This window comes from Mesorhizobium sp. M0016 (assembly GCF_040324035.1).
Lineage (GTDB): Bacteria > Pseudomonadota > Alphaproteobacteria > Rhizobiales > Rhizobiaceae > Mesorhizobium.
The window spans coordinates 12,482-39,176 of record NZ_JAMYVM010000015.1; the positions used below are offsets into that span (position 1 = coordinate 12,482).

Annotated in this window: 23 protein-coding genes; 11 read left to right on the top strand and 12 right to left on the bottom strand. The window is 62.9% G+C overall.

The window, feature by feature from the left end:
- The first annotated feature begins 69 nt into the window (after positions 1 to 69).
- Both NKJ88_RS20720 and NKJ88_RS20725 read left to right on the top strand, forming a co-directional pair.
- On the top strand, positions 70 to 798 hold the full coding sequence (locus NKJ88_RS20720) for a response regulator (RefSeq protein WP_023670064.1): 729 nt from the start codon (positions 70 to 72) through the stop codon (positions 796 to 798).
- A 226-nt stretch (positions 799 to 1,024) separates the two neighbouring features.
- A complete protein-coding gene (locus tag NKJ88_RS20725; RefSeq protein WP_352445236.1) occupies positions 1,025 to 3,115 on the top strand; it encodes a PAS domain S-box protein in 2,091 nt (696 codons plus the stop codon).
- Between the two features lie 235 nt (positions 3,116 to 3,350).
- Here the strand turns inward: NKJ88_RS20725 and NKJ88_RS20730 are convergent, their stop codons facing one another.
- Positions 3,351 to 3,731 (bottom strand): hypothetical protein, encoded by a 381-nt coding sequence (locus tag NKJ88_RS20730; protein WP_023670066.1) that lies wholly within the window; start codon positions 3,729 to 3,731, stop codon positions 3,351 to 3,353.
- A gap of 503 nt (positions 3,732 to 4,234) precedes the next feature.
- Here NKJ88_RS20730 and NKJ88_RS20735 point away from each other — a divergent pair.
- Positions 4,235 to 5,437, top strand: coding sequence for an aromatic ring-hydroxylating oxygenase subunit alpha (locus NKJ88_RS20735; RefSeq protein WP_023696407.1), 1,203 nt, complete (start codon positions 4,235 to 4,237; stop codon positions 5,435 to 5,437).
- 15 nt (positions 5,438 to 5,452) lie between these two features.
- On the opposite strand, the gene NKJ88_RS20740 is transcribed toward NKJ88_RS20735, so the two are convergent.
- Positions 5,453 to 6,865 carry an aminotransferase gene (locus NKJ88_RS20740; RefSeq protein WP_023701365.1) on the bottom strand — a complete coding sequence of 471 codons (1,413 nt, stop codon included), beginning with the start codon at positions 6,863 to 6,865 and terminating at the stop codon, positions 5,453 to 5,455.
- A 291-nt stretch (positions 6,866 to 7,156) separates the two neighbouring features.
- Between NKJ88_RS20740 and NKJ88_RS20745 the strand changes: the two genes are divergently transcribed.
- From NKJ88_RS20745 to NKJ88_RS20755, 3 genes are all read left to right on the top strand, one after another.
- Complete coding sequence (locus NKJ88_RS20745) at positions 7,157 to 8,074, top strand: ABC transporter permease (protein WP_023806551.1); 918 nt, start codon at positions 7,157 to 7,159, stop codon at positions 8,072 to 8,074.
- A complete protein-coding gene (locus NKJ88_RS20750) occupies positions 8,071 to 8,895 on the top strand; it encodes an ABC transporter permease (RefSeq protein WP_023690125.1) in 825 nt (274 codons plus the stop codon). Before NKJ88_RS20745 ends, NKJ88_RS20750 begins: the two co-directional genes overlap by 4 nt.
- Before the next feature lie 91 nt (positions 8,896 to 8,986).
- On the top strand, positions 8,987 to 10,060 hold the full coding sequence (locus tag NKJ88_RS20755) for an ABC transporter ATP-binding protein (protein WP_023690124.1): 1,074 nt from the start codon (positions 8,987 to 8,989) through the stop codon (positions 10,058 to 10,060).
- A gap of 40 nt (positions 10,061 to 10,100) precedes the next feature.
- On the opposite strand, the gene NKJ88_RS20760 is transcribed toward NKJ88_RS20755, so the two are convergent.
- The 5 genes from NKJ88_RS20760 to NKJ88_RS20780 all read right to left on the bottom strand — a co-directional run bounded on the left by NKJ88_RS20760 (position 10,101) and on the right by NKJ88_RS20780 (position 15,235).
- Positions 10,101 to 11,396 carry a flavin monoamine oxidase family protein gene (locus tag NKJ88_RS20760; protein ID WP_352445240.1) on the bottom strand — a complete coding sequence of 432 codons (1,296 nt, stop codon included), beginning with the start codon at positions 11,394 to 11,396 and terminating at the stop codon, positions 10,101 to 10,103.
- Positions 11,393 to 12,469, bottom strand: coding sequence for an extracellular solute-binding protein (locus tag NKJ88_RS20765; RefSeq protein ID WP_023690122.1), 1,077 nt, complete (start codon positions 12,467 to 12,469; stop codon positions 11,393 to 11,395). The genes NKJ88_RS20760 and NKJ88_RS20765 overlap by 4 nt, the downstream gene beginning before the upstream one ends.
- Positions 12,470 to 12,585: 116 nt before the next feature.
- Positions 12,586 to 13,668 (bottom strand): ABC transporter substrate-binding protein, encoded by a 1,083-nt coding sequence (locus NKJ88_RS20770; protein WP_023690121.1) that lies wholly within the window; start codon positions 13,666 to 13,668, stop codon positions 12,586 to 12,588.
- A 58-nt stretch (positions 13,669 to 13,726) separates the two neighbouring features.
- Positions 13,727 to 14,407, bottom strand: a complete 681-nt coding sequence (gene betI, locus NKJ88_RS20775) for a transcriptional regulator BetI (RefSeq protein ID WP_023690120.1) — start codon at positions 14,405 to 14,407, stop codon at positions 13,727 to 13,729.
- Positions 14,408 to 14,434: 27 nt separating this feature from the next.
- On the bottom strand, positions 14,435 to 15,235 hold the full coding sequence (locus tag NKJ88_RS20780; RefSeq protein ID WP_023690119.1) for a class I SAM-dependent methyltransferase: 801 nt from the start codon (positions 15,233 to 15,235) through the stop codon (positions 14,435 to 14,437).
- 202 nt (positions 15,236 to 15,437) lie between these two features.
- Here NKJ88_RS20780 and NKJ88_RS20785 point away from each other — a divergent pair, with 202 nt between their 5' ends.
- The 4 genes from NKJ88_RS20785 to NKJ88_RS20800 are packed head-to-tail and all read left to right on the top strand — an operon-like array spanning position 15,438 to position 20,135.
- The gene (locus NKJ88_RS20785) at positions 15,438 to 17,057 is read left to right on the top strand and encodes a phytoene desaturase family protein (RefSeq protein ID WP_352445243.1); all 1,620 of its coding nucleotides are present in this window, start codon (positions 15,438 to 15,440) and stop codon (positions 17,055 to 17,057) included.
- Positions 17,044 to 18,609, top strand: a complete 1,566-nt coding sequence (locus NKJ88_RS20790) for a phytoene desaturase family protein (RefSeq protein ID WP_352445245.1) — start codon at positions 17,044 to 17,046, stop codon at positions 18,607 to 18,609. The genes NKJ88_RS20785 and NKJ88_RS20790 overlap by 14 nt, the downstream gene beginning before the upstream one ends.
- A 51-nt stretch (positions 18,610 to 18,660) precedes the next feature.
- Positions 18,661 to 19,887 (top strand): aminomethyl transferase family protein, encoded by a 1,227-nt coding sequence (locus NKJ88_RS20795; protein WP_352445246.1) that lies wholly within the window; start codon positions 18,661 to 18,663, stop codon positions 19,885 to 19,887.
- A 2-nt stretch (positions 19,888 to 19,889) separates the two neighbouring features.
- Positions 19,890 to 20,135 carry a hypothetical protein gene (locus NKJ88_RS20800; protein WP_023690115.1) on the top strand — a complete coding sequence of 82 codons (246 nt, stop codon included), beginning with the start codon at positions 19,890 to 19,892 and terminating at the stop codon, positions 20,133 to 20,135.
- Positions 20,136 to 20,138: 3 nt separating this feature from the next.
- Here NKJ88_RS20800 and NKJ88_RS20805 read toward each other — a convergent pair whose 3' ends face one another.
- From NKJ88_RS20805 to NKJ88_RS20820, 4 genes are all read right to left on the bottom strand, one after another.
- Entirely contained in the window at positions 20,139 to 21,197 is a 1,059-nt protein-coding gene (locus NKJ88_RS20805; RefSeq protein ID WP_352445248.1) for a dipeptidase, read from the bottom strand.
- 249 nt (positions 21,198 to 21,446) lie between these two features.
- Complete coding sequence (locus NKJ88_RS20810; RefSeq protein ID WP_023683956.1) at positions 21,447 to 21,746, bottom strand: GNAT family N-acetyltransferase; 300 nt, start codon at positions 21,744 to 21,746, stop codon at positions 21,447 to 21,449.
- On the bottom strand, positions 21,739 to 22,371 hold the full coding sequence (locus NKJ88_RS20815) for an alpha/beta hydrolase (RefSeq protein ID WP_352445251.1): 633 nt from the start codon (positions 22,369 to 22,371) through the stop codon (positions 21,739 to 21,741). Before NKJ88_RS20815 ends, NKJ88_RS20810 begins: the two co-directional genes overlap by 8 nt.
- Before the next feature lie 4 nt (positions 22,372 to 22,375).
- Positions 22,376 to 23,308 (bottom strand): VOC family protein, encoded by a 933-nt coding sequence (locus NKJ88_RS20820; protein WP_023824990.1) that lies wholly within the window; start codon positions 23,306 to 23,308, stop codon positions 22,376 to 22,378.
- Positions 23,309 to 23,525: 217 nt separating this feature from the next.
- On the opposite strand from NKJ88_RS20820, the gene NKJ88_RS20825 reads away from it, so the two are divergent.
- Positions 23,526 to 25,064, top strand: coding sequence for an alkaline phosphatase family protein (locus NKJ88_RS20825; RefSeq protein WP_352445253.1), 1,539 nt, complete (start codon positions 23,526 to 23,528; stop codon positions 25,062 to 25,064).
- Positions 25,065 to 25,154: 90 nt separating this feature from the next.
- Here NKJ88_RS20825 and NKJ88_RS20830 read toward each other — a convergent pair whose 3' ends face one another.
- Positions 25,155 to 26,459 carry a PRC-barrel domain-containing protein gene (locus NKJ88_RS20830; protein WP_023706302.1) on the bottom strand — a complete coding sequence of 435 codons (1,305 nt, stop codon included), beginning with the start codon at positions 26,457 to 26,459 and terminating at the stop codon, positions 25,155 to 25,157.
- Positions 26,460 to 26,695 lie beyond the last annotated feature (236 nt).

Sequence of the window (26,695 nt, forward strand, 5' to 3'; positions counted from 1 at the left end):
CGGATATGAGTGCTGGACATCATGTTTATACCCAATCTACTTTCCGCTGAAAGCGGGAGCGAGGCCATAGTGCGGGCACGGATTGTCATCGTCGAGGACGAGCCCGATCTCCGGGACGCGGTCGCCGAGTATCTCGGCGCCAACGGCTACGATGTGACCCAGGCCGGAAGCGCGGCCGAGGCGCGCGCCTTGCTGGAGACGGAATCGTTTCATTTGGCCATTCTCGACATCGCCATGCCGGGCGAGGACGGACTGTCGCTCGGCCGCTGGCTGCGCTCGAAAATACCGGTCGGCATCATCTATGCCACGGCTGCCGGCACCGCACTCGACCGCATTGTCGGGCTGGAGCTTGGCGCCGACGACTACATCGTCAAGCCCTACGAGTTGCGTGAGGTGCTGGCTCGTGTGCGCAGCGTGCTGCGCCGCGTTCCGCAGCCGAGCCCGCCCCAGGCGGCGAAGACACAAGCCGATGGCGGCCGCCGCCTGACCTTCGGCCCGTTCCAGGCCGACCTCGACGGCAGGCTTGTCACCGGCGCCAACGGCGCCGTCATCGACATGGCCAAGAGCGAGTTCGATGTGCTGGAGGTTTTCCTGACCCGCGCCAACCGGCTGTTGACGCGATCGGCGATCTCCGAGGCGATTGGTTTTGTTGAGGATCCTGAATCGTCGCGCGCCGTCGACATTCGCATCATGCGGCTGCGCAAGAAGATCGAAACCGATCCGGCCAATCCGAAATTTTTGCGCACAGTGCGCGGCGAAGGCTATATCTTCTCGCTGCCGACCGGTGACGGGCACTAGCTAGAGCAATTACAGGAAAAGTGTACGCGGTTTTCCGCCCGGAATTGCGTAAAAACAAAGAGATAGAGGCTTCTCCGTTTCCGTGAAACGGTGAAACGCTCTAGCAATTCCAGGAACAGTGCGTAGCGATTTCCGTTCGGGATTGCATTGAAACATGGAGCGTTTCACCTTTTTCGTGAAATGCTCCATAGCTGCCTAATTCGACGGCCCTTTACTGATGGCTGACATGACCGCTGAACCAGCACCACGTATGGACCCGCAAGGCGCTCGCCAGAGCGCCGCGATGGCGGCTGTGCGCGTCGTCCGCCGGTTGCGCGATGCCGGCGACTGGCAGCGCGAGATGGAAACCATCCTCGAAACGCTCTGCAGCGCCATGAATTGCCAGCGCGGCATCCTGTTCAGGCTGCGCGAATTGCCCGGCCAGGGCTTCGCCCAATCGGTCGCCGCCTACTGGATCGATCCTCGCTTCGGCGGCGAACTGGCTTCGCCGACGGTGATCATGCAGTCGATCGTCGATACCGATCCGCTGCTGGAGCGGATTGGAGAGGACGAGCGGCAAGGCAAGATCTTCGCCGGCCATACGCGCGATCTCGACGGGTTCCTCAGGGCCGATTTCGAAAAGCAGCACATCAAGTCGTTCCTGTCGGTATCGGTGTTCGCGCACGGTCATCTGTGGGGCACGTTCGCGGTCAATGACTGCCTAAACGAGCGCGAATGGACCGAAGAGGAAGAGGCGACGATGCACATCATCGCGCTCGCCATCGGCGACGCCATCGAGCACTCGCCGTCCGACGCCCATGCCAGCGAAGTCATCCGCCGCACCATGCTGCAGGCGTCGCTCGACGCCATCATCGTCATCGACGAGACCGGCTCGATCATCGAATTCAATCCGGCCGCCGAAAAGATGTTCGGCTATCAGCGCAGCGACATCCTCGGCAAGGACCTGCTCGATACCGTGGTGCCGGAATATTACCGCAAGGGCTATGTCTCGGGCGCCGAATACATGTCTGGCCGCGGCGCGCCGATGGTTGGCCAACGGCTTGAGACCGTGACACAGAATGCGGCCGGCGAGGTGTTTCCCATCGAATTGACGGCGACCGAGATGCGGGTGGCTGACCGTCAGCTCATCTTCGGTTCGATCCGCGATCTGCGCGATAAGCTGCGCGCCGAAGAAGAGATCAACCGCCAGCGCGAAAAACTGCACCAGAACGAGAAGATGGCGGCGATGGGTTCACTGCTGGCCGGTGTTTCGCACGAGCTCAACAACCCGCTCGCCGTGGTCGTTGCGCAGTCGACGCTGCTGCATGAATTCGCCACCGACCCGCAGACCAAGGTTCGCGCCGAGAAAGTGCGCGCCGCTGCCGAGCGCTGCGGCCGCATCGTCAAAAGCTTCCTGTCGATGGTGCGCCTGCATCCGGCGGCGCAGGCCGAGACCGATCTCAACCAGGTGATCCGCGCCGCACTCGAAGTAACCGCCTATGGCGCACGCTCGAGCGGCATCATCATCGACACCGATTTCGCGCCCGGCCCGCTGCTGGCGATGGCCGATGCCGACCACGTCACGCAGGTGGCCGCCAATTTCCTGATCAACAGCCAACACGCTCTGGCCGGTATCGGCGGCGACCGCCTGATCAAGGTGCGGACATTCCGCAGCGATCGCGGCAACCCCGGGTTTTCGGTCGAGGACAACGGACCGGGCATTCCCGAGGCGATCCGCAGCCGCATCTTCGAATCCTATTTCACCACCAAGCCGGTCGGCGTCGGCACCGGCATCGGCCTGTCGATCTCGAAATCGATCGTCGAGCGCCACAACGGCAATATCTGGTTCGAGGAGGTGCTGCCGCGTGGCGCGCGCTTCGTCGTCCAGCTGCCGGTAATCACCGGCGGCGCGGCAGCAGCCGGCGACAGCCCGGCTCGTTCCAGCGGCTTGCGCCATGCGCTGATCATCGACGACGAACCCGACGTCGCCGGCTCCCTCTCCGACATCCTGGAACTGATGGGTATCAAGTCGCGGGTCGTGCCGGCCTGGACGTCGGCGGCGGCGACCTTGACCGGCCACATGCCGCCAGACATCGTCTTTTCCGACTTGCGCATGCCCGGCACCAGCGGCATTGCCATCTACCGCGAATTGCTCGCCGACAACCTGGCCCTGGCCAAACGCTTCGTGCTGGTCACCGGCGGCCTGATCGGCGCCAAGGCCGAGATCGAAGCCTTGCCGGCGCCGCAGCGCCCGCAAATCCTGGAAAAGCCGTTCTCGACGCTGGACGTCCGCGGCGTACTCTCGGCAATAGCCGACCAGGTCGCCGCCGCCGGCTAAGTTTTCGGAAGCACCCATGTAGGGTCTATCGAGATTCGGGTCAGGCCGAGTCGAGAATGGTGGTTCCCGAGAACCGGAGCGGAGCGTACTTGAAGTACGCGAGCACCGGAAGCGCAGGGAACCTCCATGCGCAGGCCGGCCTCACCCGAATATCGATAGGCCCTAAAAAAGAGGCTCCCGACCGAGGGAAGCGGCGGGAGCCAAGAACGAGCGCGGGAGGAAGCGCTCGGGAGGTTCAGAAAACGTTGGGTGTCGTGGTCAGCGGCGCTGCGTTGGCGATCATGCGGACGGAACGCGCCTTGTGCACGCCGGACTGGGCGGCGATGACGCGCAGGCACTCCGCGCTCTCGGCGCCCCAGGCCTGACCCTGGCAGGCAAAATCGATTTCCGGCTCCGGCAGCCGGGCGGTCTTGATGGTGGTCGGCGCGCCCTGGACAACATTGGCCGGCGGGTTGAGCGAAGCAAAAGCCGGACCGGAAGCCGGTGTCAGGAACATGACGGCCAGAGCGCAGGCGCCCAGCATGGAGAACATCGCAACCGGATGGTCGCTGGCGCGCTGACGCAGTGCCAGTTTGGCGCGTCGTTCGTTGCTAGTGATCTCGACTTTCGTATGCATTGCTGCTCCCCTTCGTTTTCTTATGAAACGAACCTAAGCGCGCCTGGTAACGGGCGAATGATGCGCTTGGCTTGCCCGCGTAACAGGTTTGAAACAAGAAATTCGGGCATATCCGGACAGATCCGGTCATGTGCCGACGGCAAGATGCGTTTGCGAAGCTGTTTCATCCGGGCAATCAAATGTTGACGACAGGCGGGCCGCGAACGCACCAAGCCCGCTTCCTGTCGGCCGCACTATGAACAAGCTCACACTGCGGATCGAATTTGCGGACGCCAGGTATTTTCGTCTCGGAGCGGGCCGTGTTTGCAAGCTCGGCACGGCCAAATCCGCATGCCGGACAGCTATTTCACGCCCCCGGTTAACGCCCGGATATTCCGGGATTTTCTGGCTTTCAGCTGGTCCTGTTGTGCCGACTTGAAAAGTTGTGATTTCTACAAGCCATTGCATTTCAATGTAAAATATGGTTTTATTGAATGAGTATTCAATAAAAGAAGAGCTTTTTTATGAACCCGCATCTCCGTGACGTGGCGATCCCCAATGATTGGGACCGGCGGGGTCTGCCGGGCTGGAGTTATCACTCCGACGCGCTTCTCGAACTTGAGAAGGAATACGTCTTCCGCAACCATTGGCAGATCGCCGGCCATGTCTGCGACGTGCCGAATGCCGGCGACTATCTGACTATGGACGTGGTCGGCGAGCGGGCGCTCATCGTGCGCGGCAAGGACGGCGTCGTGCGCGCCTTCAACAACATGTGCCGGCATCGCGGCAGCCGCGTCGTCGCCGACAGCCAGGGCACCTGCAAGAACGCGCTGGTCTGCCCGTTCCATGGCTGGGTCTACAATCTCGACGGCACGCTGCGCGGCGCCGCCCGGCCGCGCTCCTTCCCCGAGCTCGACAAGACCGAATTCGGCCTGATGCCGCTCGACCTTGAGATATGGATGGGCTTCATCTTTGTCCGCTTTCGCAAGGGCGGCCCGCAGCCTTCGGTGGCCGAACTGTTGAAGCCGATCGAGGCCGAGATGGCACACTACAACGTGGCCGAGATGGTGCCGTCCTGGGGCATCTGGACACAGAAAACGCCGGTCAACTGGAAGTCGGTGCGCGACGTCGACAATGAAGGCTACCACGTCGCCATGGCGCATCCGGCGCTGCAGGATCTCTACGGCTCGACCTATTTCGACGAGCCGTTCATCAACGGCGTGTCGCGCTCGTTTGCCACCTACAATCCGCATGCCGGCCGGCGCTGGAGCGTGCGCGAATACATCAAGCTCACGCCCGATGCCTCACACCTGCCGGAGCATCTGCGCAGGGCCTGGATCTATTACGGCATCTTCCCCAACAACGCGCTGTCGATCATGCCGGAATCGGTGCAGTTCTATCAGGAGTTCCCGCTGTCGACCGGCGAGACGCTGCTGCGCGGCGCCATCTACCGCTACCCCGACGAGACCCGGGAACAGGCGGCCGCCCGCTATCTCGCCTACCGCATCGACCGCGATACCATGAACGAGGACGTGCAGCTTTCCGTCTGGTCAAACGAGTCCATGATCTCGGAGGCCTTCGAGGGTTTTTATCTCTCCGACCTCGAATACGGTGTGCGCACCCACCACGACCATCTGCGCAAGCAGATCCCGGTGCTGGGCCTGGAGACGGCGCCGGAGGAGAAGGACATGTGGAACCTCAATGAGGCTATGCGCTCGCAGGTGTAGGGGCGGAACTGCCAGTCACCCCTGCCACACGCCCTCTTTGCGCAGATCGTCCATGGTCCGCGAAATGCCTTCGCGCAGGATCGCCACCATGTCGTCGATCTGCTCTCGCGTGATGATCAGCGGCGGCGACATCACGCACATGTTGATCAGCGGCCGGACCAGGAGGCCGAGTTCGTGGCAATGCGCGTCGATGCGCTTGCCGACATCCTTGTCGAGCTGCAGCGGATCCTTGCTTTCGCGGTCGGCTACGCACTCGACGCAGCCCATCAGGCCCATGCCGCGGACTTCGCCAACCAGCGGCAGTTCCTCCAGCGTCTTCAACTGCGCCTGGAAATAGGGCGCGACATCGCGCGTGTGGGCCAGCACGCTGTCTTCCAGGATATCGAGGTTCTTCAGCGCCACCGCGCAGCCGATGGGATGACTGGTATAGGTCAGGCCATGGCCGAACATCGCATCGGGATGGTTGGAACGGCGCATTTCCTGAAGCAGCCGCTCCGAGATGATGACGCCGCCAAGCGGGAAATAGCCTGATGTAACGCCCTTGGCGAAGGTGATCATGTCGGGGTCGATGCCGAAGCCATCGCCGGAGGCAAAGACATGGCCGAGCCGCCCGAAGCCGGTCACCACCTCATCGGAGATATAGAGGATATCGTTGTCCCTGCAGATTTCGCGAATGCGCTTGAGATAGCCATCCGGCGGCACGACGACGCCGCCGGATGCCTGCACCGGTTCGCCGACGAAAGCACCGATCTTCTCTGCGCCGACGCGGGCGACCGCATCGCGAAACTGATCGACCAGGAAATCGCAGAAGGCGGCGATGTCAATGCCTTTCGGCCGCCGGAACGGGTCTGGCGAGGACAGTTTGACGACCAGATCGTCGGCGCCGTCCATCCAGTCGCGGTCGCGCGGCCGGCCGTTGAGCGAGGCCGACAGATAGGTCGAGCCGTGATAGGCGCCGCCGCGGCTGAGGATCAGCTTCTTTTCCGGCCGCCCGCGCACATTGTTGTAGAACTGCATGAAGCGCAGTGCCGTCTCGACAGCCGACGATCCGCCGGTGGTGAAGAAGGTATGGCTGAGATCGCCCGGCGCATGATCGGCGAGGCGCTTGGCGAGCTCGGCCGACGGCGCATTCATCGTATACCAGGGCGTGTTGTAGGACAGCATCATCGCCTGGTCGTACATCACCCTGGCCAGCTCCTCGCGGCGGTGGCCGACATTGATGCACCACATGCCGGCCGGCCCGTCGATCAGTCGCTTGCCTGTTACATCGGTGATGTAGATGCCATCGCCCTCGCCGATCAGCGCACGCGCTTCATTGCCGACCGAGCCGGCATAAGGCCAGGGCTGGATGAGATGGCGCTTGGCCAGCTCGACCGCATCGCCACCGTCAGCCATTTCCATCGCTCTTAGGTCTCTTGCAGCCGCCATCATTGCCTCGCATCGTCTGAGCGTAATTTCACCGGACAGAAAGCGAAGCGCCAAGGGCAGGAAAGCCGGCTTTCTTCACTTCATTTTGAATGTCCGTTCAATCAATATTACAGAAATAGCGCTTGATTTCAATGCACGGATGCGCTCATGATGAAAGAAAGCCGGCAAGCTTGAGCGCAACCAGCAAAGCGCGCTCCGCAAAAATTGGGAACAGGCAGCCGGCCCGGTCGATGGGAGCATCATGGCGGAACAGTTCGAGCCAGCAACCGAGATCACGCCCGGGTCGCTGCAATGACGGTAGCTGCCGAAGGGGTGCCCACGCGGCGCATGACGCGAGCAAGGCGAAACGCCCTTCTGCAGTCCGAGTCCGTCCAGGGCCTTGCCCTGATCAGCCCGACCTTGGTCTACGCTTTGATCCTGCTGCTGGTGCCGATCCTGGTGGTCTTCGCCCACTCCTTCTGGACGCAGAACTACCTCACCATCGACCATACATTCACGCTGGAGAATTATCGCATCGCGCTGACCGAGCCGATCTACCGCGATCTGCTCTGGCGCTCGCTCTACATTTCGCTGACGGTGAGCTTTTTCACCGTCATCCTCGCCTATCCGATCGCCTATTTCATCTCGTTCCATGGCGGTCGCCACAAGAGCCTGTGGCTGTTCCTGATCACCATCCCGTTCTGGACCAGCTATCTCCTGCGCGTGATGTCATGGAAAGTCATCCTCGGCTATAATGGCGTGCTGAATTCCGGCCTGATGGGCCTCGGCATCATCGACGAACCATCGACCGCGCTACTCTACAATTCCAGCGCCGTCATCATCACGCTCACACACGCCTGGGCGGCCTTTGCCATCCTGCCGATCTTCGTTTCGCTCGAGAAGGTCGACCGCACCTTGGTCGAGGCTGCCACCGATCTTGGCGACGGCCCGCTGCGCTCCTTCCTGCGCGTGACGCTGCCGCTGTCGGCGCCGGGCGTCATCTCGGCCGCTCTCATCGTCATGATCCCCACCGTCGGCGACTACGTCACCGCAAGGCTGGTCGGCGGCAAGGATGGCGTGATGATCGCCAATGCCATCGAGTCGCAGTTTCACAAGGCCTCCAACTGGCCACTCGGCGCGGCACTGTCCGTGACCACCATGCTGGTCGTGACGCTGATGGCGGGCGCCACCGTGCTCATCATCCGCGCGCTGCAGAGGCTGGCGCGATGACGGCGAGGCGGCGCCTTTTCCCCGGCGGCTGGCTGTCCGCCTACGCCCTCCTCTACGTCGTCTTTCTCTATCTGCCGGTGATCTTCCTGCCGATCTTCTCGATCAACACCGCGCCGACGCCAAAATTTCCTCTCACCGGCTATACGCTGAAATGGTACCAAGACCTGCCGAAGACGCCGGCGCTGCTTGACGCCGCCTGGAACAGCCTGATCGTCGGTATCTCGGCATCGGTGCTGTCGACGCTGCTCGGCATCCTCGCCGCCCGCTCGATCACCCGCTACCGCTATCCCGGCCGCCGCACAATCAATGGCCTGATCATGGCGCCGCTGGTGCTGCCGGAAATCATCCTCGCCATCTCCATGCTGCTGGTCATGCTGCAGTTAGGCCTGAGCCTGTCGCTGTTCACCGTCGTGCTCGGCCATGTCCTGATCTGCATTCCCTATTCGATGACGGTGCTGACCGCCGGTTTCGAGGGCTTCGACCGCAGCCTCGAAGAAGCCTCCGCCGATCTCGGCGAGAGTGCCTTCGGCACCTTCCGGCGGGTGACGCTGCCGATGGTGGCGCCGGCGATCATTTCCAGCCTCCTGGTCTGCTTCACCATCTCGCTCGACGAGTTCGTCATCGCTTTCTTCCTGACCGGCACCGAGACGACGCTGCCGATCTATATCTGGGGCCAGTTGCGCTTTGCCGCCAAGCTGCCGGGTGTGTTGGCGCTGGGCACGCTGCTGCTGGTTGCCTCTTTCGTTTTGATGACCGTTGCCGAGATCCTGCGCCGTCATGCGGCCAGACGCACCCAGAGCGAGGGAGGCCTCTATGCCTGAGCAGTCCCGGGCCGAACGGCCTCAGGATGAGCCATCCAAGCAAGATAAGTCCGAGCGGGCCCAATCTGATCGACCCCAAACCGACCGAGCAATGATCGAAATCCGCAGCGTTACCCGCAGCTATGGGGCGTTCAAGGCGCTCGACGACGCCTCGCTGACCATCAAGGAGGGCGAATTCTTTTCGCTGCTCGGCCCTTCCGGCTGCGGCAAGACCACGCTGCTGCGCATGATTGCCGGTTTCGACAACCCGACCAGCGGCTCGATCTCGGTCGGCGGCCAGTCGATGGAAGGCATCCCCGCCAACCGCCGGCCGACCAACATGGTATTCCAGAGTTATGCCATCTTCCCGCATCTCAATGTCGAGCAGAATGTCGCCTATGGGCTGAAACGGCTCAGGCTGGGAGGAACGGAAGAAAAGCGCCGCGTCGAGGAAGCGCTGGCGCAGGTGTCGCTCACCGGCCTCGGCAAACGCCTCGCCACCGAGCTTTCCGGCGGCCAGCGCCAGCGCGTGGCGCTCGCCCGCGCCTTGGTGATGCGGCCCAAGGTGCTGCTGCTCGACGAGCCGCTGTCGGCTCTCGACAAGAAATTGCGCGAGCAGATGCAGGTCGAACTGCGCCGCCTGCAGCAGGCGGTCGGCATCACCTTCGTGCTGGTCACCCATGACCAGTATGAAGCGCTCGCTATGTCCGACCGCATCGCCGTAATGTTCGGCGGCAAGATCGCCCAGGTCGCCTCGCCCAAGGAAATCTACCAGCGGCCGGTCAACCGCCAGGTCGCCGATTTCCTCGGCGGCATGAATTTCGTAAAAGCGCAGATCATAGAGGAGAATGCCGCCTCGCTGGTCGTCGACACGCTGGGCTTCGGCCGCGTCAGGACCGACAAGCCGAAGGCCTTCATGCGCAATGGCGGCGGCGCCACTCTGGGCATCAGGCCGGAGCGATTGCGCGTGCTGTGGGACAATGCGACGGCGAAATTCGAAGTGGCCGGCAAGGTGGTCGAACGCCACTATTTTGGCGAGATCACCCACCTGATCGTCGAGATACCCGGATTGGAAAAGCCACTGTCGGTCACCGAGACCAACGATTTCGGCGCCGACGATATCCCCGTCGGCACGTCGGTCCGCCTCGGCTACGATCCCGAGGCCCTGGTGGCGATGGCGGACTGAGCATGATCCCGAAAAGTGGGAACCGATTTTCGGAATAAGATCATGCTCCACTAAGAATTTTAAGTTCCGTCGCGATCTGTTTGGCTGCGATCCGCCCCATCACGATGGCGCCTTCGACATAGCCCGGGAATGACGGCGACAGTTCCGACGATGCTAAATGAACCGGGGCAGCGCCGGCACGGATCGTGCGCTCGGCATCCCGTGCCGTCACATCGACAATTAGGTCGCTGTAGGCGCCGCCGCTCCAGCGGTCATCGATCCAGTCGCGCTGGCTGAAATCGATAATGCCGGCCGCCTCCGGGCCAAGGGCATCAACGAGCCTTGCCGTGACCTCCGCACGCAGCGCCGCGTCCGCGAGCGGACGCCAACGCAACGCCAGTGGTCCGCCGACGAAGACGACCAGCGCGGCATGTTGCGCATCCTTGCTGGCGTCACAGGCGAACAGGCCCGGCAGGTCGCGCCACATCACCATGCCGCACAGGTCGCGCTCGCGCCAGAACGGCGTGGGATAGCGCACCAGGATCTTGATCACCGCACCGCTTTCCCAGACGCCGAGCGCCTTTGCGAGAGCCGGCGGCAGAGCGGGCGCGAAATCCAGCTTCGCGGCCGTCGCCGGCGGCAGCGCGACCAGCACTTTTCGCGCTTCGATGGAGCTGCCTGCCGAGACGGCACGAACCCCTTGCGGGCCGTGCTCGATGCGCGTAACCGGCTCGTTCAGCCAAACCCTGTCGCCGAGATCTCCGGCCATATCCTCGGCCAGCGACTGCATGGTTTCGAGCAGCGAATATTGCAGCTCAGGCACCTCGTTGGTGATGCGGCGGTCATTGTCGATGAGGTACCACAGCGGCACCTTGTCCATCGCCAGGCACCACAGGCCTTCGATCATCGAGCGGAAAGCCGTCTTGGCGTCAGTGGGATCATGCTGGCGTTCGAGCCAGGCGGCAGCGCTCATGCCGGCGATCGAGGGATCGTCCGGCTCGATCGCATTCATCCGCTCGCGGATTGCCATCGCGCCATGATAGGTCCGTTCGGCCTCTTCGACCGACAGCGATGGATGGGTGATGAAATCGCCATTCACATAGGTTTCGACGAAGGCCTTGCCACGGGACGCGGCCAGCGCCGTCACCTCCGGCATGTCTTCGCAGAAAAACTGGCCGCCGCTGTCGATGCGCTCGCCAAGCCCGTTGTGAATAGCCTCGACCCTGCCGCCGACGCGGTCGCGTGCTTCGAGCAGCACGACATCGATGCCGGCCTTTCTCAGCTCAAGCGCAGCCGACAGGCCCGTGAAACCGGCGCCGACGATGACGACATCGGTTCTTTCAGTCCTGTCGCTCAATAGCCGGCCTTGATCTTCTCGAATTCCGTGACCATGCGCTGCTTGAGCTCAGGCGGCACCGGCTGCTGGAACAGCGTCTTGTCCAAGAACTTGTCGAGATTGTCGAAGCCACGGTCGCTCAGCACCTGATGGTCGATCGCGGCCATCCCGGCGCTGTTGCCGTGGCCGTAGCCGAAGGTCTTGACCAAGTAATCGGACACGGCATGCGCGTTGACCGCACTGAGGAAATCATAGGCCTGATCGAGCTTCCCCGGCGCATCCTTCATCAGCACATAGCCGCACACCCAGGTGGATATGCCTTCCCTCGTGTCGCGGTTCATGGCGATCGGCATGCCTTGGCCCTTGAGCGTCACGAAGGTCTCATTCCAGCCCCAGACGAGGTCGACCTCATTGCCGGTAAAGGCCTGGTTGAGGTCGGTGTCGTCGGTCCAGTAAAAGCGGACGTTCTTGTGGACGTCACGCAGGAAGGCGGACGCCTCCTGGAACTGCGCGTCGGTCATCTTGGTCCAGTCCTTGAGGCCGATGACCAGGCTGGCCAGCGCATAGGCGTCATCGACATTGTCGCCGATGGTGACGCGGCCCTTGAATTTGGGATCGGCGAAAATCTTCAGCGACTGCGCTTCCTCCGCCGTGACCTTGTCGGTGCGGTAGAGCAGCGAAGTGTTGCCCCAGTCGAACGGCATGAACCAGGCCTTGCCGTCGGCGGTGACGGCGAGATCCTTCATCGCCATGATGCCGGGATTGAGATCCTGCCAGCCGGCGATCCGGGAGGTGTCGAGCGGCTGCAGAATGCCGGCCGCGCGCCACTTGGTCACGCTTTGCGAGCAGGGGTGGGCGATGTCGGCCTTGAAGCCGGCGCGCATCTTCTGGAACGCTTCCTCCTCGTCGCCGAAGAAAGCAAAGGTCGGCTCGGCGCCGTATTTGGCGGTGTAGTCGGGGTGCAGCAACGGATCTTCATAACCCGACCAGTCGAACACGACGAGGTCTCCGCCGCCTTCGGCATAAGCAAGCACGGCGCCTGCGCCGACCGTAAGGGCGGCAGCAAGAGCAAGGCGGCGAAGCATGGAATTCATGGCGCGAAACTCCTCATCGCGAAAAGCGGCCGGGCGACGTTACGGAATTTCAGCGGCCTTGGCGAGACCGTCTGCCCGGCGCACTGACAGGCAGACGGAGGAAGCCGGACAGAGCTTTAGTACCCCGCCTTGATCTTCTCGAATTCGGCGATCATCTTGAGCTTGAGCGACGACGGCACGGGCGATTGGAACAGGGTCTTGTCGACGAATCTCTGCACATCGTCATAGCCCTTTTCTTTCAGGATCGCCGGGTCGACGCCGGCCATGCCCTTGGCGTTGGCCTGGCCATAACCCCAGTCCTTGACCAGCACCTTGGCGGTCTCGGGATCGTTGATCGCGTTGAGGTAGTCATAGGCCTTGTCGACATTGCCGGGTGCGTCCTTGAACAGCACGTAGCCGCAGACCCAGGTCGAGATGCCTTCGTCCGTATCCTTCTTGGACTTGATCGGCACACCGGCAGCGACGGATTGTACCGTGGCATCGTTCCATGCCCAGGCGAGATCGACCTCGCCGCCGCTCAGCAACTGGACGACGTCCGTGGTATCGGTCCAGTAGGAGCGGACATTCTTGTGCACCTGGCGCAGGAAGTCGGACGCCTGCTTGAACTGGTCGTCCGTCATCTTGGTCCAGTCCTTGAGCCCCATGGCAAGGCTGGCCAGCGCATAGGCGTCGTCGACATTGTCGCCGATCGAGACCCGCCCCTTGAACTTGGGATCGGCGAAGGCCTTCAGCGACTGCACATCCTTCGCGTCGATCTTGTCGGAGTTGTAGGTGAGCTGGGTGTTGCCCCAGTCCCACGGCATGAACCAGGCCTTGCCGTCCGAAGTGGTGGCCAGATCCTTCATCGCCATGATGCCGGGATTGAGATCCTTCCAGCCGGTGATCTTCGAGGTGTCGAGCGGCTGCAGCAGCCCCGCCTCGCGCCACTTTGTCACGCTCTGCGAGCAGGGATGACCAAGATCGGCCTTGAAGCCGGAGCGCACTTTTTCGAAGGCTTCGTCCTCGTCGCCGAAGAAGGCGAAGGTCGGCGAGTCGCCGTTCTTCTCGACATATTTGGGGTGGAAGCTCGGGTCCTCATAGCCGGACCAGTCGAACACGATCAGGTCCTTGTCGGCGGGGACCGCAATCGCCGCGGCCGAACCAGCCAGCGTCGCCGTCAGCGCCAATGTCAGTGTCAGGCGTCGGGCTATTCTTTTCATGCTGTTCCATCCTCTTTGTTTCTGATTGTTCGCTCCGGCTTGGATCCGCCGGTTGTTGTCAACGTCCGCTGTCCGGCGGGTAGTGCTTCGGAAAGGCGGCCGACAGGAATTCGTTTGCCGCCTGTAGCGCGCTCTCACGGGTGACGTCCTCGGTCCCCATCATCAGCCGCAGCCACAAGCCCTCCAGCATGGCGCTGAGCGCCAGCGCCATGACCTGCGGCTCATAGCCATAACCACCGCCCTGCTTGAGCGTGGCACAGAGGTCGATGAAGATCTTCTGGTAGGCCGCGTCGCGCGCGCCGCACAGCGCCTGGTAGGTCGGCCGCGACTTGGCCTCGCCCCAGAACGCGCACCACGCCGCGAGCTTGCGCTTGTTGCAGATCGAACGGTCGAAATCGGCGGCGACCAGCGCCCGCAGCTGCCGGGCTGGATCCTCGCCGGCCTTGGTCAGCGCGACGCGCCAATGCGCCGCATATTCGTCGGCCATATAGGCCAGCGTGGCGACGAGCAGCTTCTCCTTGCTCTCGAAATGGAAGTTGACGATGCCGCGCGACAGGCCGGCGCCGTCAGCGACATCGGCCATCGTCGTTTCCGAATAACCGCGCTTGGCCAGCGAATCGATGGTCGCTTCGATCAGCTGCTGTTGCCTGACCTCCTTCGACGCCTTGCGGCCGCGTTTTTCCGGCTCGGTTTTTCCAGACGTGTCGGAGGATCGCTCTTCCCGCGCTGCAGCTTTCATCGGTGCCGTCATGCTCCACATTGCCGGCTATCCCACCACAGCCGGCTTCCACCCGCGAAGATGAGTGGGACGGTGCTCGCCACTGTCAAGCACCTTCTGCATGGCTTCCCAGGTCTTGATGTTCTTGTCGACATAGGCCGCTCCGACCGCGACTGCCGCCGTCTCGTAGAGCGGGCCTTTCAGCCTTTCCAGCTCGCCGCGTGCGACCTCGCGGTACCAAGAATTGCGGTCCTTCACAGTGACATCGGCAAAGCCGGCGCTGCGCATCGCTTGCGCATAGCGTGCCGGCGAGGCCATGGCGAAGGACAGGCCTTCGGCCGCGACATAGGCCTTCATCTCAGATGACGGCTCGCCGTCATGGCCGATCAGCCAGTCGGAGGCGGCAAGGACGCCGCCCGGCTTCAGCACGCGGAAGATTTCCGCAAACAGCGCGTCCTTGTCGGACACGTGCACCAGCGCATCCTTGGAGAAGACGACATCGAACGAAGCGTCGGCAAAAGGCAGCGGCCCCGGCGGCGCCTGGACGAAGCTGGCGCGGTCTGAAAGCCCTCGTGCAGCGGCATGCTTTCTGGCCGCCTCGATCACCGGCCGCTCGATGTCGAAGCCGGTGGCATGAGCAGCACCGTGGCGCTCCACCAGATGCAGCGCGATGCCGCCGGAGCCGCAGCCGATGTCGAGGATCGTCTTGCCCCTGAGCGACAGCCCTTCGACCACCCGGTCGACCTCGTCTGGTCCGCCCGGCGACAGATAGCCCTCGCCCCACAGCGCCTCGAGGAAGCGGATCGCGGCGTCGTCATATTCCGGCTCGCCATCTGCCGTTTCGATCATCAGACCTTAAGTCCCGTCAGCCGAATTGCGCAGGTTCGAATGCCGGCAAAGCGTAGCGTATTAACAGGAAAACGCAATATCATTTGTTGAACATTCATTCAGAATGGCTGGACAGAATAGCCGCTGCCGTGCCAAATTCCGCGCATTCGGCGACAAATCACGCGGAAAATGAAGGGTCGAGCACCATGAAGGCTGGGCGCGAATGAAAGCTTGGGATGCGATCGTCATCGGCGGCGGACACAACGGCCTGGTCAACGCCTGCTATTTGCAACGCGCCGGGCTCGACGTGCTGGTGGTGGAAAAGAACGACTGGGTCGGCGGCGCCGCCACCAGCCGCGAGCTGACGCCGGGCTTCCTCTACTCCAACTGCTCCTATGTCTGCTCGCTGTTTCGCCCCGAGATCATGCGCGACCTCGAACTGCCGCGTTTCGGCTTGCAGGTTATTTCCTATGAAGGCGGCGCCGTGTTCACCCGCGACGGCGACTACCTCGCCAACTACCGTGACCACGATGCGCACCGGCGCGAATTCGCCCGCTTCTCCAGGCGCGACGCGGAGGCCTATGACCGCTATTCGCGCGACGTGACGCGGCAGTGCCGTTTCATCCAGCCGCTGCTGATGCGCACCGCACCGGACCCGGCCAGTCTCAAGCCGCGCGACCTCGGAGAGCTTCTCTATCTCGGCAAGAAATTCGTCGGCCTGTCATCAGAAGAAATGGCGCTGACGCTGCGCTTCTGGACCATGTCGATCTCGGAATTCCTCGACGAATATTTTGAGACGGATGTCATCAAGGCGAACTTCGCTTTGTCCGGCATTATCGGTACCGCGCTCGGGCCGATGTCGCCCGGCACAGCCTACGTGCTGCTGCACCATTATATGGGTGAGGTCGACGGCTCGGTCGGCGCCTGGGGCTATTCGCGCGGCGGCATGGGCGCCGTCACCAAGGCGCTCGCCGCTTCATTCAAGGCGTCCGGCGGCGCTATCCGCACCGGCGCCGAGGTCGACCATGTGCTGGTGAGCCGAGGCAAGGCCAAGGGCGTGGTGCTGGCCGGCGGCGAGGAGGTCTACGGCAAGCTCGTCGTCTCCAACGCCGACGTCAAACGCACATTCCTGAAACTGGTTGAGGAGAAGGAACTGCCCGACATTTTCCTGCGGCGGGTCAGGAACTTCAAGATCCGCGGCTCCTCCGGCAAGGTCAACATCGCGCTGGATTCTCTGCCGGAATTCCCGGCACTGCCGAAGGATTCACCCGTTTATCGCGGCGACATGCATTTCACCGATTCCATGGAGCGCATGGAGCGCGCCTATGACGACTGGAAGGCCGGTCGCTGGTCGGCCGACCCATTCCTCGACATGGTCATCCCAACGACGCTCGACCCGACCATGGCGCCGCCGGGCAAGCATTTCATGAGCTGCTTCGTGCAGTACGCACCGCCCAAGGTGAACGGCCGCGACTGGACCGATGCCGACCGCGACGGTTTCGCCGAAAGCGTAGTTGCGCAGATCGCCGAATACTCGCCAGGCTTCCGCGACCGCATCGTCCATATGGAGGTGCGCACGCCGCGCGAGATCGAAGCCGAGGTCGGCCTCACCGAAGGCAACATTTTCCAGGGCGAGCTGACCTTCGACCAGCTGCTGTTCAACCGCCCGGTGCCGGGCTACGCACAATACCGCTCGCCGGTCGGCGGGCTCTATATGTGCGGCTCCTCGACACATCCCGGCGGCGGCGTCATGGGCGCACCCGGCCGCAATGCGGCAGCCGAGATCCTGCGCGACCTCGCCAAATCGACCTCCCATATGAGCCCGGCCCATGACGTCATTTGATGCCATCATCATAGGCGGCGGCCATAACGGCCTTGTCGCTGCCGCCACTCTGGCGAAAGCCGGCCGCAAGGTGCTGGTGCTGGAAGCGGCCGGCGATGTCGGCGGCGCGGCGCGCACCGAAGAGTTTGCGCCAGGTTTTCGGGTCTCCTCGATCGCGCATGTGCTGAACCGCCTGCACCCCGACGTGGTGAAGACATTGGAGCTGGAGAAACACGGGCTGCAGGTCACCCGCGCAGACTTCATTCCGTCGGTCGCCTTGGCGAGGGACGGCCCGCCGCTTGTCCTGCATGGCGCCTATGGCGAAGTGCTGACCGGCTCCACTCCGTCCGAGCAGTCCGCCTGGAAGGAATTGCGCGCGCAACTCATGCGCTATGCCGGCATCCTGAAACCGTTCCTGTCGCGGCGCCCGCCCGATCTCGGTGGCATGTCCCTGCTTGAAACCGCAGCGCTCGGCCAGACGGCCGTGGCGCTGAAAAAGCTCGGCAAGGAAGACATGCGCGACTTCCTGCGCGTTCTCCTGTTGAACGTCGCCGACCTGCTCGACGAACAGCTTGCCGATCTCAGGCTGAAGGGCCTGCTTGCCTTCGACGCCACGCTTGGCAGCCACCTCGGCCCGCGTTCGCCGACCTCGCTGCTTGGCCTCTATTACCGGCTGGCCGGCGAGACTGACGGTGCGGCCGGGGCACAGATGCTGCCGAAAGGTGGTATGGGTGCGGTCGTTGCCGCCATTCGCGCGGCGGCGGAGAAAGCCGGCGTCACCATCCGCACGGCAGCGCTCGTGGCCAGAATAGTCGTCGAGAAAGGGCGCGCCCTCGGCGTGACCCTCGACGGCGGCGAGGTGCTGCACGCCAGAACGATCGTCTCCGCCATCAACCCGGCGACGACCATGCTCGATCTCGTCGGCCCGCGCGAGATCGACACGGGTTTCGTGCGCAAGGTAAAGAACATCCGCATGAGGGGCGACGCGGCGAAGCTCCATCTGGCGCTCGAACGGCAACCGCAATTTTCCGGCGTCGGCGCCGATAATCACAAGGGCCGTCTGGTCATCGCGCCCTCGGCCGACCATGTCGAGCGCGCCTTCAACCCGTCAAAATATGGCGAGTTCTCAGCCGAACCGGTGATGGAGATCACACTGCCGTCGCTCTCCGACCCGTCGCTCGCGCCAAGCGGCGCCTGTGTACTGTCGGCTGTCGTGCAATACGCGCCTTATGCGCTGAAAGAGGGTTGGGATGCCGGCAAGCCGAAATTCCTCAAGGCTGTTATGGCGCAGTTCGAAGCCTACGCCCCCGGTATCGGCAAGTCCGTGCTGCATGCCGAGCTTTTGACGCCAGCCGATATCGAAGCCAACTACCGCATGCCGGGGGGCCATTGGCACCACGGCGAATTGCAGGCCGACCAGATGTTGATGTCGCGGCCGGTCTCCGGCTGGTCGGGCTACGACACGCCGATCGAGGGGCTGTTCCTGGCCGGCGCCGGTTCGCATCCAGGCGGCGGCGTTTCGGGTGCTCCCGGTTTGAATGCGGCGCGGCGCATCATCGCGATGAAGGGATGATCGGATGTTTCAGCCAGTCAACGCCGCACTCTACGGCGAAGGAATGCCGTCATGACGAGTCCGATCAACAACGCCGCCCACGCCACAGCTCAGTCGCATTTCCGCACACTGCGTCTCGCCACGCCGTTCCAGCCGCGCATCGATGCGCTGGCCAGAACCCAGGACTGGTACAATTGGGCCGGCTATCGCGCGCCGCATTCGCTGTGGGACGAGGAACTCGAATATTTCGCCATCCGCAGCCAGGCGGCTTTGTTCGACATCTCGCCGATGACCAAATACCGCATCGAGGGGCCGGATGCCGAAGCCTTCCTCGATCGCGTCACGCTGCGCGATGTCACCAAGCTGAAACCGGGCCGCGTCCACTACACCGCATGGTGCGACGACGAAGGTTTTGTCCTCGATGACGGCACGCTGTTCCGGCTGTCACCGACCCGCTTCCGCCTGTGTTCGCAGGAGCGGCACCTGCCTTGGCTGCTCGACAGCGCCATCGGTTTCGAAGTGACCGTCGAAGAAGAGACTGAAAGCGTCGCTGGTCTCGCTCTGCAAGGCCCAACCTCCTTCGCCGTGCTGCGCGAGGCCGGCTTTGCCGGCGTTGAAAAACTCAAAGTGTTCGATCTCGCCGAATTCCCGCACGATGGCGGCACTATCACCATCTCGCGCACCGGCTTCACCGGCGATCTCGGCTACGAACTGTTCGTGCCGGCCGAAAAAGCGCTCAGCCTCTGGGACCGCCTGATGACGGCAGGCGAACTGCGCGGCATCCGCGCCATCGGCTACGCCGCCCTCAACCGCGCCCGGCTGGAAGCCGGCCTGATCGTCGCCAATGCCGACTTCACCACCGCAGACCATGCCATTCGCGCCGACCGTCTGCGCATGCCGGACAAGATCGGTCTCGGCTTTATGGTCGATTTGGGAAAAGGCCATTTCAATGGCCGCCGCGCCATCCTCGAAGCGCGCGCCAAACGCAAGCTGCGCCACATGCTGGTCGGGCTGGAGATCGAAGGCAACATCCCGGCCGAGCACGCCATCGTCTACCACAAGAAGCATCAGGAGGTCGGGCTGGTCAGCGCCGCCATCTGGTCGCCGATGGCCAAGCGCAATATCGCCATCGCCTCGCTGACGCGTCCCTATGGTGATACGATGGTGGAAGACCTCTGGGTCGAGATCTACGCCATGCGCGAGTTGCAGTACCAGAAGCTGATGAAGCGGGCCAAGGTGGTGGCCCGTCCTTTCATCAAGCTCGACCGCCGCACCGCCAATCCGCCGGCGGATTTCTGATCATGGCCGACGAACCGGATGATGAGACGGAAGCCGCCGAACAGTGGCAGCTGGTCAACACGCCGCTCGGCGAAAAATGGTCGGGTCGTACCCGCTATGCCGCCGCCATGTACTTCTACAAGCGCGGCGAAATGAGCGCTGAGACGCTCGAAGTCTACCGCATCTGCGCGCGGCTGGACTGGGAGAACCCGCTGCCGATGATCAGGGATCGCGGCGGCCAGGATTGGCTGAAGCGCATGGGCGCTTAAGCCTCAGCCTATGGTTCTTTCGAGAACGTTCAGCCAGTTGCGATAGGCGATCTTCTCGATCAGCGCGCGTCCGAAGCCGCGCGCGGCCAGCGCATCTACCAGCTTTGGCAGACCGGCAACGTCGCCGATGACCGCCGGGATCATGGCGCCGTCGAAATCGGAGCCGAGACCGACGCCGTCCTCGCCCAGCGCCTGCAGCAGCGAGTCGACATGGCGCACCATGATGTCGAGGCTGGTGTCCGAGTTCATCCGTCCGTCTTCACGCAGGAAGCCGGTTGCGAAGTTGAGCCCGACCATGCCGCCGGTCTCGCGGATGGCGCCGAGCTGCCAGTCCGTCAGGTTGCGCGAATGGGTGCACAGCGCATGCACGTTGGAATGAGTGGCGACCAGCGGCGCATCGCTGAGCGCGGCGACATCGCGAAAGCCCTTTTCGTTGAGATGTGACAGGTCGATCATGATCTTGAGCTGATTGCAGGCCTTGACCAGCGCCTTGCCGGCATCGGTCAGCCCCGGTCCGGTATCGGGCGACGACGGAAAGCGGAACGGGACGCCATGGCCGAAGGCGTTGGGTCGGCTCCAGACAATGCCGAGCGAGCGCAGGCCGGCTTCGTAGAGCACGTCGAGCAAGGTAAGTTCGGGATCGATCGCCTCGACGCCTTCAATATGAAACAACGCCGCGATCGACCCTTTCGCCATCGCCTCGCGAATGTCACCGGCACTGCGGCAGACGGTCAGCGCCCCCGCTCGCTCCAGCCGAAACAGGATCGAGGCCATGCCGATGGTGGAATTGAGCGCATCAGCGCGCGGCAGTTCCGGCGGCAACGGCTCATTGTCGCTCGGCGCCGGCGGCACCGCAGAGCGTTTGCTCTTCTCGACCGGCGGTGGAAAGATCGCGAACATGCCGCCGGCAAAGCCGCCCTTCTTGGCGCGCGGCAGATCTATATGACCGCCCTGCGTCCCCTCCATGAACAGCTTTTCGACGTCGGTGTCTTTCGACTGGTACAGTCGCAGCAGCGTGTCGTTGTGGCCGTCGAAGACGGGGACGAGATCGGATTCGGTCATCAGGAAGCCATTCGGTCAGTTGGCAGGAGCGGACGAACCGCAGCGAACTGTGTACTTAGGCAAGAAGGCCGAACTGCGCAAATGCCAGAGAGGCGTTCGCTCTTGTGGCTGAGCGACTCCGACCACCTGCCGGTCCCCGCTGCTTCGCAGCGTCCCGGCGTTCGCCGGCCTTTCATCATGCCACCGGCACGATGAATTCGCCTGCGGCGAACCGGCTGCTCACCCCACAAGGGGAGAAGGGAAAAAGGTCTATTGCTTCAGCACATCCGCCCATTCCGGATGGCGGCGGAACTGGGCGTTGGCGAAGGGGCAGAGCGGGATGATCTTCTTGCCCACTGCCCGCGCATCCTCGACGGCGCGGGTGACGAGCCGAAGGCCGGCGCCCTGGCCGCGAAACACGTCCGGCACTTCGGTGTGATCGATGATGATCTGGTGCTCGCCGACCTTGGTGAAGGTCATTTCCGCCTCGGCGCCACCGGGTCCGCGCAGCACATAACGTCCCTTCGAGCCGCGGTCCTCGAGTTCGATCTCAGGCAATTCGTCAGGCATCGCTTGCTCCTTCAACCGGCGCATCGGCAAAAAGCCGCCTCGCCGCTTCGATCTCGTTTGGCCGAATTTCGTGGCCGCCATCGTGCCACTCCACTGTGACATCGGCGCCATCGGCGCGCAAATAGGCCTCCAGCCGGGATGTCAGGTTGGGCGGGCAAATCGGATCGCGTTTGCCGGCGGTGACCAGGATGCGGCGTCCGGCAAGGCTGCCCTGCACGTGCGGTTCGAACGGGATCAGCGGGTGCATCAGCACCGCGGCATCGAACAGCTCGGGCGCGGCGAACATTACGGACGCCAGGATGTTGGCGCCGTTGGAATAGCCGAGACCCAAGACCGAAGATGGCCTTGCCGCTGCCACCTGCGCCTTGATGAAACCGGCCATCTTGGCGGTCGCCCGCGCGAGGTCGTCCATGTCGTAGACGCCCTCGCCGGTGCGGCGGAAGAAACGCGCCGCACCATGCTCGAAAACATCGCCGCGCGGCGATACGATCGTCGCCTGCGATGCGAGGTCGCGCCCGAGCGACAGCAGCTGGCTCTCGTCCGCGCCGGTGCCGTGAAAGACGAAGAGCAGGGGGCCGCCGGGCGAACCCGGCAGCGCCTTATGGATGTAAGCTTCCTTGCTCATCGTCTCAGCCCTCCAGCTTCTGCAGATGCTCTTCAAGATAGGGCCGCAGATGCTGGTGCTGCGTCGGCAGCTTCAGCGCCTCGCCGAGATGGGCAGTGTCCTCGTCGCGGTCGAAACCCGGCTCATTGGTCGCAACTTCGAACAGCACGCCGCCCGGCGTGCGGAAGTAGATCGCCCAGAAATAGTCGCGGTCGATCACCGGCGTCACGCCGTAACCCGTATCGATCAGCGCCTTGCGCACTTCGAGCTGCTTGGCGCGGTTCTCCACCGCGAAGGCGACATGGTGGACCGAGCCGGCGCCGAGATTGGCAAAGCCCGCCGTAGGCAGCGATTCAATATCGACGACGTCAGCGCCGTTGCCGTTCTTGATGGCGAGCCGGCTGACATTGCCGGACTTGTCCACTTGCTCATAGCCCATGAACTTCAACAGCTCTTCCGTGGCGCCACCATCCTTCAATCTGAGGGAGACCGAGTGGAAGCCGCGTATGGCCTCATCAGCGGGAATGCCGCCTTTCAACCATGGCGCGCGGCTGTCCGCTTTGTCTTCGACCAGCGCGAAACCGTCGCCGTCGGGACCGGCGAAGGCCAGCCGCTTCTCGCCGAACGTCTCTTCGCCGGAGACACCCGCAACGCCTTCATCGGCGAAGCGCTTTTCCCAATAGCCGAGCGTGCCGGCCGGCACCGAATAGGCCGTGGTCCCGACCTCGCCGACGCCGTGGCGACCCCTGGCAATGTCCGGGAACGGAAAATAGGTCATCACCGAGCCGGGCGTACCGTGCTCGTCACCATAATAGAGGTGATAGACATCTGGCGCGTCGAAGTTGACGGTCTTCTTGACCCGGCGCAGGCCGAGCTTGTGCGTGAAGAAATTATTGTTCTGGCGCGCATCGCCGGCCATCGACGTCACGTGATGCAGGCCCTTGATCTGGTCGAGCATTGTCTTGCTCCTTCCCTTCGGTTTGCGGCTCTTGCCGCTGTCCACGCCTATATGAGGGGCCGCCTGGCAATGGCAAAGGCGGCAAACTCAGAATGGACTGTATCCCAATAGTGAACAGCAGGAAATTTTCGTTCACCATTTAAGCAAGACTGACAGGCTTGCGCTGCCGCCAAATTCCGGTTCATTGAACGTCTTCCCGACGTGACAGGATAGAGCATTGGCCGCGAAAAGCAGACGCCCGAACATCCTATTGATCTCCTGCGACCAATGGCGGGGCGATTGCCTGTCGGCTGCCGGCCATGCCGTGGTGAAGACGCCGAATGCCGATGCGCTCGCCGCCGAAGGCGTCCTTTTCATGCGGCATTACGGCGGCGCGGCGCCCTGCTCGCCGGCCCGCGCGTGCCTCTACACCGGCCTCTACCAGATGAACAATCGCGTCTGCCGCAACGGCACGCCGCTCGACGCCCGCCACGGCAACATGGCGCTTTCGGCCCGCGCCCTCGGCTATGATCCGACTTTGTTCGGCTACACCGACGTCTCGCCCGATCCGCGCACGATGGCGCCGGGCGATCCCCGGCTGAAAAGCTATGAGGGCGTGCTGCCCGGCTTCAGCGTTCGCCAGTTCCTGCCTGAGCATCAGAAACCATGGCTGTCATGGCTGAAGGCACGTGGCGTCGACACCAGCGCGGGCTCTCCCGGCATTCACCGCCCCGTAGGCGGGGAAGCGGGCGACGCCGTGACCAGCGCGCCGCCTGTCTATTCCAGGGACGAGACGCCGACCGCTTTTCTTGCCGGCGAATTCATTCGCTGGCTGGACGAACAGGATTCGCCATGGTTCGCGCATGTCTCCTTCATCAGCCCGCATCCGCCCTTTGTCGTACCGCGGCCCTACAACACGCTGTATGATCCGGCGGACGGACCGCCCTTCCGCCATGTCGAGACTTGGCAGGCCGAGGCGCAAAGGCATCCCTATCTGGCTTACGACCTTGGTCGCCAGAAGCGGAGAAGCTTCCGCCCCGGCACCGACGGCCACGTGCGCGACTGGGGCGACGACAACATCCGGGCCATCCGCGCGATCTATTACGGCATGATCTCGGAGGTCGACGCGCAGCTTGGCCGCATCTGGCAAGCGATCAAGACGGCGAATGCATGGGATGACACCATCATCGTGCTGACTTCGGACCACGCCGAGATGATGGGCGACCATTTCATGCTGGGCAAAGGCGGCTTCTTCGACGGCAGCTATCACATCCCATTGATCGTGCGCGACCCGCGTCACGGCAATGCAGCCGGCTCGACCGTCAACCACTTCACCGAGGCCGTCGACATCTTCCCGACCTTGCTCGATCTGCTGGACGCCGACGCCCAGCTGCATCTCGACGGCCGCTCGCTAAAACCGTTCCTGCAAGATGAACCGCCTAAGGATTGGCGCTACGCGGCGCATTGGGAGTTCGACTTCCGCTCGATTGCCAGCGGTGAGGCCGAACGGCATTTCGGCATCGGCTCGCGCCAGTGCAACCTCGCCGTCATCCGTACGGAAAAATTCAAATACGTGCATTTCGGCGGCGGCCTGCCGCCGCTGCTCTTCGACATGCAGAAGGATCCGGGCGAACTGGCCAACGTTGCCGCCGACCCGGCCTATCTCAGCGTGCGGCTTGAATTTGCCGAGCGACTGCTTGCCTGGCGCGCCGAGCATCTTGACCAGTCGTTGGCGCTTGCAGAGCTGACGGACGAAGGGGTGGTGGATATGTGGTAGGCAGTAGGCAGTAGGCAGTAGAATGTTCTGGCGGCCTGATTGCCTCGTCACTCGGTTTCGCCTACTGCCCAATCCCTACTGCCTATTCCCTTACTGTACCATCATCCGCTGCTGGTCGCGCTTCTCGGCATAGCTGCCCTTGTCATACGCAGCCTGCGCCTGCAGCTGCTCCTTGGTGAAGTTGGTGTAGAGATATTTGTTGCCGTCCTTGTCGGTCATGAATTTGAGCTTGTCCATGCCGACCGCGACCTCCTTGGCGCCGATGCCTAGAAAGCCGCCGACATCGATGATGACGGCATCCGGCTTGCTGTCGGGCGTGAGCACGACGTCGCCGATCTCGCCGACCTTGGCGTCGTTGGCGCCATAGACGGTGGTGCCCTTCAGGTCGTCGCCTCTGATGTTACCGACCGGCATTTCGGTCAGTGTGGACTTGTCGATCGCTGCCGTTTGCGTCGGATCGGTGGCTTTTGTACCGGCCGGAGCTTCCGCGGTCTTGTCCGCGGGCTGAGCATTGTCAGCCGGTGCAACGGCCGTCGGGGCAGCCGGAGCAGTCGGTTGCGTCGCGTCGGACGTTGTCGTCACCGGCGCCGGATCATAGGGCTTGCGGTCGAAATCAGGCTGCGCCTGCAGTTCCTCCTTGGTGGTCTGCGCCACCAGCCAGCGATCGCCGTTCTTTTCGGCCCACTGCGCCTTGGCGAAATCATAGGTGACATTCTTTTCACCCATGCCAAGGAAGCCGCCGACGCCGATCACCAGCGACTGCGCCTTGCCATCCTTGGTCAGCACGATGTCGTTGACGTCGCCGATATTCTGGGCATCGTCGCCAGTGCCATTGTAGACATTCTCGCCGATGATGTTGGTTGCGAGATTGCCGTCAGCGCGTTTCACCGCCGGTTCTGACGGCGCGGCGTTGAGATCAACCGGCTTCTGCGGGTCGTTCTGCGCCGTGGAAGCAGTGGCCGGGGCCGGATCGTAGGGCTTGCGGTCGAAATCGGGCAGCGCCGTCAACGCTTCTTTCGTCGTCTCGGCGACGAGCCAGCGGTCACCATTCCTCTCGACCCATTGCAACTTGCCGTAGTCGAAGGCGACGTTCTTGCTGCCTATGCCGAGGAAGCCGCCAACGCCGATAATGGCGGATTTCGCCTGGCCGTTTTCATCGAGGACGACGTCGCTGACGTCACCGATCTTCTGCGCATCGTCGCCAGTGCCATTGTAGACGGACTCGCCGATGATATTGGTCATCAGCGCGCCGTCGGCCTGTTGCGGCGCCGGCGCGATGGTAGCAGGGGCTTCAGCCGGCGCTGGGGTCGTCGCCGGGGCCGTCGTTGACTGCGCAAACGCACCGGTAGCGATCAGCGTTGCGAGTGCAGTCGTCGCGAACAGTGTGCGGATCATGATTAAGTCTCCTCTTGCGTGATCTCATGCGCGCCGCAATCGGCAAACCACTTGCCGGGAGACCGAAGGCGGCGCCTCCAATGGGATCACAACGTTGTGACAAGGCGCTTGTTCCGAAAAAACGGGAGCATCGAAATACCCTGGGCAAGTCCGCGGAATCGCCCGACATTCCGCCCGGCCGATGGAACCTTTGCCAAGCTTGCCCGTTTCAGCCTGCGGCTGGCATTCCGGCCGCT